Source organism: Shewanella abyssi (assembly GCF_023284025.1).
GTDB classification, from domain to species: Bacteria; Pseudomonadota; Gammaproteobacteria; order Enterobacterales; family Shewanellaceae; genus Shewanella; species Shewanella abyssi.
Genome location: NZ_JAKIKR010000095.1, coordinates 1 through 7,958, shown reverse-complemented (window position 1 = coordinate 7,958; position 7,958 = coordinate 1). Strand labels below are relative to the sequence as shown.

At 43.5% G+C, this 7,958-nt stretch carries 6 protein-coding genes; 1 reads left to right on the top strand and 5 read right to left on the bottom strand.

The features are described from left to right. Positions 1-406 precede the first annotated feature (406 nt). The 4 genes from cspE to L2755_RS21515 all read right to left on the bottom strand — a co-directional run bounded on the left by cspE (position 407) and on the right by L2755_RS21515 (position 5,006). Positions 407-619, bottom strand: a complete 213-nt coding sequence (gene cspE / locus L2755_RS21530; RefSeq protein ID WP_101093053.1) for a transcription antiterminator/RNA stability regulator CspE — start codon at positions 617-619, stop codon at positions 407-409. 439 nt (positions 620-1,058) lie between these two features. Then, entirely contained in the window at positions 1,059-1,478 is a 420-nt protein-coding gene (locus tag L2755_RS21525) for a ribosome recycling factor family protein (RefSeq protein WP_248982697.1), read from the bottom strand. Between the two features lie 60 nt (positions 1,479-1,538). After that, positions 1,539-4,142, bottom strand: a complete 2,604-nt coding sequence (gene glnD / locus L2755_RS21520; protein ID WP_248982696.1) for a [protein-PII] uridylyltransferase — start codon at positions 4,140-4,142, stop codon at positions 1,539-1,541. Positions 4,143-4,424: 282 nt separating this feature from the next. Then, positions 4,425-5,006 (bottom strand): TetR/AcrR family transcriptional regulator, encoded by a 582-nt coding sequence (locus L2755_RS21515; protein ID WP_248982695.1) that lies wholly within the window; start codon positions 5,004-5,006, stop codon positions 4,425-4,427. Positions 5,007-5,120: 114 nt separating this feature from the next. On the opposite strand from L2755_RS21515, the gene L2755_RS21510 reads away from it, so the two are divergent. Further along, entirely contained in the window at positions 5,121-6,173 is a 1,053-nt protein-coding gene (locus L2755_RS21510; protein ID WP_248982694.1) for an alkene reductase, read from the top strand. 164 nt (positions 6,174-6,337) lie between these two features. Here L2755_RS21510 and L2755_RS21505 read toward each other — a convergent pair whose 3' ends face one another. After that, positions 6,338-7,684 (bottom strand): aspartate aminotransferase family protein, encoded by a 1,347-nt coding sequence (locus tag L2755_RS21505; protein WP_248982693.1) that lies wholly within the window; start codon positions 7,682-7,684, stop codon positions 6,338-6,340. Between the last annotated feature and the right edge of the window lie 274 nt (positions 7,685-7,958).

The following is a 7,958-nucleotide window of genomic DNA, read 5'->3' as shown; positions in this document are numbered from 1 at the left end:
ACAATGCACGAGAGCTTGGAATGACTTCATCATGGAACCTAAATGCGTAATGAAACTCTGCTCAAGAGAGTGGACAGAATTGATAACTTAGTTAATGTAACTGGTATTACTTAAAAGAATGCTAGCTTTTAAAACAATGTCCTACTAGGTAACACTGACCAATACCATTGAATAGTGGTTCATTCAGCGGCAATTAAAATCACTGTATGGAATGGGTATAACTGCACAACTGGAAAGTGGAAAGTGGAAAGTGGAAAGTGAATATAAGGGGGGAAATTCATGTTCTCAAAACACAAAAAAGCGAACCATAAGGTTCGCTCTTTTTAATAATTAAAGAAAATTTAACTTCTCTTCAATTATTTAAAGTGACTCAAGCAGTAATTAAACTTTTTGAATCGACTTTCGACTAGATAGCAACTACGTTAGCTGCTTGTGGGCCTTTTTGGCCTTGCTCTAGGTCGAAAGAAACTTTTTGGCCTTCAGCAAGAGTCTTGAAACCTTCTGAAGTGATAGCGCGGAAATGTACGAATACGTCAGCGCCGCCATTGTCTTGAGTAATGAAGCCAAAACCTTTGTCTTCGTTAAACCATTTTACGATACCAGTAGTTGAATTAGACATTTTATGTCCCTTATATAGTTGAGAATTAATAAATCTATCGCGAAATTGCGATGTGCTGAGAGCCTGAATTATTAAATGTTACGATGAAGCTAAGGGAAACACAGATGATACAACGATAACGCAGAATCTGAAGCTTTTCTTTTACTTGATGTTTCATTAATAACTCTGTATGCCAGAGCAAGGCGTACTTTACAGCACTTTGAGATATTGTAAAGGTTTAATTTATGTAAAAAGATGTCATTGCCGCAAAATTGCAGCGCAATATAGAGTGCAACTGGTACCGCAGCGACCAACGGCATCATAAAAAGCTTTTAAATCAACAACATAAAGTCAAGGTGCTGTAGAGATTTTCGTTTAACAAAATAGTCTAAAAAGCTGAGTTTTGTTTTTTGTTAACTTCCGAGTTGAACAAGGAACCCTTATTCAACTTGGAATGGCGCTACCAAAGTTCGGCGTCAAAGCGTGCCGTTCTGGCCTCGCTCATGGTGCAATCGGTGATGTGCACCAATTCGGCCAAGGTGATGTTGGGGTTTTCATTAATGAGACGGGTAAGCTTTGCCGCTAGCGGTTCCAACTTATCTGCATGACTGAGCAATGCAGTTTCAATCTTTTGGATAAGGTAACGAAACTCATCATCACCTCTCACCGCAGGTCTCCCTGCTTTCATTGACTCTGCACTCAAGTCACTGGTAAACGATTGAATGTTGACAGCCTCGCCAGTGAGCTGCCAGTTTCTAGAGCGCCGCACCCGCTTAAGCTCACAGTGGTACTGCGTAGCAATTACTTTGGCTCGATTGACGACTTCCCTGCCTATTCGATGAATAAGCGAGGGAAGTAAGATGGTAATGGCTTCGTTCATAGCTGTACTTTCGAATAAGTTACTCTGTGGCTATTTAATCATTAACTGCCACCTGCTCAATTAAGCAGGAGTCTGTTCTTTAATGATATCGACAAAGAAAGATTTCAACGCTTGTTTACTCTCATCATCTAGTGATTGACCCTCTTTGTCAGAGACCAGGAATACATTATCAACCTGCTCACCCACTGTGGTTATTTTTGCAGAGTGAATATTGAGTTCAAATAGCCTGAAGCCGTTGCAGAAGTGACTCATAAACTGTGGATTATCGAGCGCCGTAACACTGATTAGCGTTCTATCCTTTTTACGAGAGTGTAAAAACTCAACTTTGGCTTCGCTGACGAATGAGCCAATATTGCTATTAAGGCGTTGCTTAGGCACCTTTCTGTTTTCAAACAATACTTGTTTCAGCTTTTGCTTGATACGGTCTCGTCGCCCAGCAGTTCTTATTGGGTGATCGTCATAATCCAGTATTTTTAAAGACTCCACCACATAACCATCTTTAGTCTTGGAGATATTCGCCTGCTGAACGGAGATCTGTAGTGAGGCTAAGGTATTAAATAGCGTAACAAACAAGCCCGGCTTGTCTTTCATATAGACGAATAGGTCGCTGCTACCTTTAGTGCTGCTTTCATCTAGCAGAATAAGTGCACGGTCAGCAGGATATTGCGTCATGGCTTTAGAGTAACGGGCTATGTCACTGGGTTGAGCATTACTAAAAAATGAAAGAGGTAAGCGTTTCCACAGCTGCTTTATGGAATCCGGTGCTGTACTCACACCCATCAGTTCTAGCGCTTCATTTTTGTGTTCACGGACGATAGTTCGTTGCTCTAACACATTCTCTAAGCCATTACGCAACGCGTAACTAATCGATAAATAGAGATCTCGAAGTAAGGTTGCCTTCCAGTTGGTCCACAGATCATCATTTGTCGCCTTAATGTCGGCAACCGTTAAACAATAGAGCGCATCGAGTCTAGCTTTAGTCCCTATCGTTTTAGCAAGATTTTTAACTTCCGAAGGATCATATATATCTAATCGTTGCGAGGACAGAGATAACAATAGATGATTTTTAACTAACCAAGCCATCACCTTAGCTTGCGAAGGTTTTAACTCATGAAACTTTGCAAATTGCAGCGCGTCGACGGCCCCCAACTCACTATGATCACCGCCGCGGCCCTTGCCTAAGTCATGAAATAGAGCAGCTAACAACAATACCTCTTTATTCTCTATCGCTTTGTAAACTGCACTTGGCTGTACAAGCGAGGGGATTTCCGTTTTATAGCTCAATGAATATAAATTTTTCAGTAACTTATGAGTATGCTCATCGACAGGGTAAACATGGTAAAGGTCGAATTGCATCTGACCGACAATTTCACGCCACTGGGGAAGATATGACGCTAAAATGCCATGTTTGTGCATTAACGATAGCGCGAGCCCCATGCCTTGAGGGTGACGAAATAGCGAGATAAACTCTTTACGACAGCTGTCAAAATCTTGCAGATCCCCCAATAGTCGTCGTCTAACCTGACGTATTAAGCGAATGGTTTGCGGCGAAATACCGTCGATGTCGTTGGCATTTTCTGCAATATGGATAAACAGCGCAATAAGCTGTTTACGATCAACAAAGACATCATCATGGCGAGCATTTATCTGTCGACCATTGATTTCAAAATGTTGATTAATCGCGGTGGACTTCTTGTCAGTTTGTACTAGTATTTCATCTTTAAAATACTGCAATAACATTTGATTGAGCTCGCTAATCCGTCTCATCGCGCGGTATAACTGACGCATCATTTTTTCGATCGCAAGGTGACTGCTGTCACCAAAGCCCATTAACCTAGCAACATCACTTTGCAAACCAATGAGTAATCGATTTTCAGAACGCTGCGCCGCTGCATGCAGTGCCCAACGAGCACGCCAAATAAAATGTTGTGACTCTAATAATTCTGCATATTCGTCGGCGGTAAAGAAGCCGAATCGCCTTAGGGCCGCCATATCCTCTGCAGCAAAATACTTACGAGTAACCCAGATCAAGGTCTGGATATCGCGCATGCCGCCAGGGCTGTTTTTTAGGTTTGGTTCTAGGCTAAAAGCACTACCCTGCGCCTTTTTGTGGCGTTCATCTTGTTCGCTGAATTTCGCTTTAAAGAATGCTTCACTGCTCCAAAGGTCATCGCCATAAAGTCTTTCTGAGACTTGTTTAGCGTGTGATTTTGGGCCGGTTAAATGGCGAATTTCAAAGAGTGAAGTAGCAATGGTGATATCTTCACAGGCGTTATCAACTTCATTCAGCGCTAAAACACTATGACCGAGTTCTAGGCCTATATCCCATAGCTGGGTAAAAAACTGGCCTATTTGTGCCTCTTGATGAGGACTAAGCTTGTCAGCAAATAACACACAAATATCAATGTCAGAATGTAGATGCAGGGTTTGACGACCATAACCGCCGACAGCGTTGAGGGATAAGTTTTCGGTGACGAGATCGGCGCATTGCCAGAGATGAAGGAGGAGAGCATCAAAAAAGTCAGCGCGTAACTTTACAATCTCGTCGATGGCAACGTGGGTGAAGTTTTTATTAAAGTAGTTGTCAGCATCTTGGATTACCTTTTTATAATCAGCAATGCTCATTTTTGTATCGAATTGAGGTGATATATCAGAGTCTGACATGTTTCTCCTGTCGCTGTTTGCACTGAGTATAATTAAGATTTGTTATCTTTATTTATACTTACTATACCGCTATGCAATGGCCTTAAAATGAAGAAATAGGGTAGATGATCTAGCTATAAATTACAAATAGACAACATTTTTAGTCATTAGTCCCCTTTCCACTCAGCAAGTGCAATCAGCGGAATTAGCCGGACGGAGATAAATTAAAATTGGCAAAATTGAGTAGATACTTAGGGGCACTGAATTTGATGAGTCCCCTATTCAGCTGTTAGCACTGCAAACCTAGGCACTGATATCTAAAAAGAGTTGGTCAGCTAACTCTTGCAGCGTTTCGCCTTTGGGATGCGTGTGTGCAAAGGTTCTTAAACCGTATATCCCCATCACTAGAAAACGGGCCAAATGTTGGCTATCACGTTTCGTGCTCAGCTCACCTTTCGTTTGCGCTAACGCTAAAACCTCGGCGAGCCCCTGCTGCCAGTTTGCCAGATTTTCGGTAATCGTTTTTTGTACTTCTTCATCTTGCTGCGCCATCTCATTAAGCGCCTTGGTGAGCAAGCACGCTTTAGCCGCTTCGCAACTAATGCACTCCTGCACTATGTTATCCAGATAAGCTTTAAGCTCAACTAATACCAGCTTTTCTCCAGAAAAGAAACGCTGAAACTCTGCACTTCTATCGGTTTTATATTGCGCTAAAGCCGCTAATAACAGGCCGCGTTTATTATCGAATGCACAGTAGATAGAGCCGGGGTGCAAACCTGTGGCTTTAGTCAAATCTTGCATACTCGTCTTGCCGTAGCCTTTATCCATAAAAGCGGTCATGGCAGATCTCAGTACTTTTTCTCTATCAAATTCAGCATTACGCATGCGGGCTTGGGCTCCGAGCTTTAATTTATGGGGCGACAATAAACTGATTGTACTTAATTTTGAATGTTTGTTCAAAATAATACTTGAATGATTATTCAAGAAACGGAGGTCGCTATGACTGATAACCTATTTCAAAATTTTGCACTCAACGAGACTATCACCCTACAAAATCGCATTCTTATGGCCCCGCTGACTCGTTGCATGGCAGATGATGAATTAGTGCCGACTCAGGCCATGGCTGATTATTATGCTCGCCGCGCAGAAGCGGGCCTTATCATCTCTGAAGCGGTGATTATCCGTGCCGATGGCCAAGGCTACCCCAACACGCCCGGTTTATTTACCCCAGCTCAAATAGATGGTTGGCGAGTCGTGACCGATGCAGTGCATCAAGGTGGCGGTAAGATATTTGCGCAGTTGTGGCATACCGGTCGAGTGGCACACCCGCACTTTTTTGAAAAGTCAGGTTCAACACAGGTATTAGCCCCATCCGCGATTGGCGTCGAAGGCAGTGTTCCTAGAATGCGTGAATTGAGCTATCAAGTCCCTAAAGCGGTTAGCCATGATGAGATCGCGCAGTTAGTCGCTGATTATGCTCAGGCTGCAGCAAATGCGATTGATGCTGGCTTCGATGGCGTCGAGATCCATGGTGCTAACGGTTACCTTATCGATCAGTTCCTGCATCACGACAGTAATCGTCGCACTGACGAATATGGTCAAACCGTTGAAAATATGGCGCGCTTTCCTTTAGCTGTTGTTGACGCCATAAGTCAGCGTATTGGTAATGACAGAACCGCACTGCGCGTTTCACCAGGTGCTTATTTCAATATGGCAGGTGACAAACGAGACCGCGGCGTATTTGACTACTTATTAGCTGAGCTTGAGTTGCGTAATTTGGCATTTTTGCACATTGGTATTTTTGATGATGCGATGGAGTTTGATTATCTAGACGGCAGTGCATCGAGTTACGTACGTAGCGTTTACAGTAAGACTCTGGTTGGTGTAGGCAGTTATAGCGCCGAAACAGGTAGCGCCGCTATCGCCGAAAATAAATTTGATCTACTCGCGATCGGCAGACCTTTTATTGCTAACCCCGATTATGTTGCCCGAGTCCGAGAAGGAGATGAATTAGTGTCCTATTCAGATGAGATGCTAACCAGCTTAGTGTAACCATTAAGCTTCCAACAAAATCATCAACCCTGTGTCTTATCCCTATTTTAGCTACCATTGAGACAGAAGAGGTTAACCCTTAGGTTAACCTCTTTTTTTATCTGTAAATACTGGCTTTTTTCCTAGTATTTGACCTAGAAATAGACCTAGAACTGCATAGTCAGTTACTTGCGATCAGCGATAGCTTTTGCCATGGCGGCATCGGCAATCTCTTCCAGCTTGACCAGATCGATGTCTTTATGGGATTCACAGATAAACCACGGCTCGCGAGAATCAGGTTCCAACATGATGCCACTCTTAATCAAGTGATGAGCAAACTCGGTATATAGGTCACTGTCGGTTTTCTTCCAATCTCGGTAGTTATGCGGTACTTCGCTGCCGAAATGAATGCCAAACATCGCATCAGGACCGGCAAACTTATGCTCAATACCGTGTTTACTGAATACCCGCGATAACAGCTGTTGAATATCAGCACCGGCTTTATTGATGCTGGCATAGGCATCGGTTTCATTCAAAATAGTCAACGTTGCCTTGGCTGCACTTAGCGCAATCATATTGGCGGTATATGTACCACCGTGAGTGACGCCATTTTTACCAAAACTAATCACATCCATCACGTCCCTGCGGCCACCAAAGGCCGCTACTGGGTAACCATTGCCCATCGCTTTAGCATAAGTCGTTAAATCGGCATGGATCCCGTAGAGTTCCTGTGCACCGCCTTTAGCGACACGGAAACCTGTTTTAACTTCATCCATAATCAACAAGGTGCCATTGGCATCACAGATATCACGCAATTTCTGCATGTATTCCTGGCTCGATGCAATGCTACCGCAGTTGCCTAAAATCGGTTCAATCACGATAGCGGCGATATCATCGCCAACACGCGCAAAGACTTCATCAATAGCGGCAAAGTTATTCAGTGGTACAGTTTCTAAGTGCTCACGACTCGCTTCAGGAATACCGCCACCAAAAGAGGCAATCTTCGGTGCTTCTTCAGTGGTGTTATCCCAATTGTCTACATCTGATTTCCACATCATCTCGTCGTATAGGCCATGAAAACCGCCTTCAACCACCACAATCTTATTACGATTGGTAAAACCACGGGCGGTACGTACCGCGCCAATGACAGCCTCGGTACCCGAGTTAGCAAAGCGCATCTTCTCGATATTAGGACACATCTGCTTGATCAGTTCGATGACTTGAGAATCAAGGTCAGTTGAAAAGCCAGAAATAGTGCCTCGTTCTGTGATTGCTGCGACGACTTCTTGATCGACTCGGCTATCGCGATAGCCCAAGATGATAGGCCCATAGGCAAGACGGAAATCAATAAACTGCTGATCGTCGGCATCGGTAATGGTGCAACCCAGGCTGCTTTTAACAAATACGGTATTTTCTTCACCCCAATAACGATAGCTATCAGCTACGCCTAAAGGCATGTTGTTGTGGGCTTGTTTTAGCAGCGCATTGGTAGCGGGTTTATTGGCATTGCTCATCTTGGCAGTCTTCATCATAAAATGTCTGGCACGCATGATACAGGGCAAAATAAGCATTGACTATATTAGTGCTAAATATCTACAGCAGAGCCATCAAGACTCAACTCGCTATTACCGATGGTCTATTCGTTCAAGTGGCTCTAATCCAACCTTTACACCCATGCGTACACACATGTATACTCATGAGCATCCAAAAACATATAAGAAATGAATTCAGAATGAAAAATTTAGTCCTAGTGAGTCTTGTTGCATTATCAATTACTGGTTGTGCCGTTAAAACCCCACCCGTTGC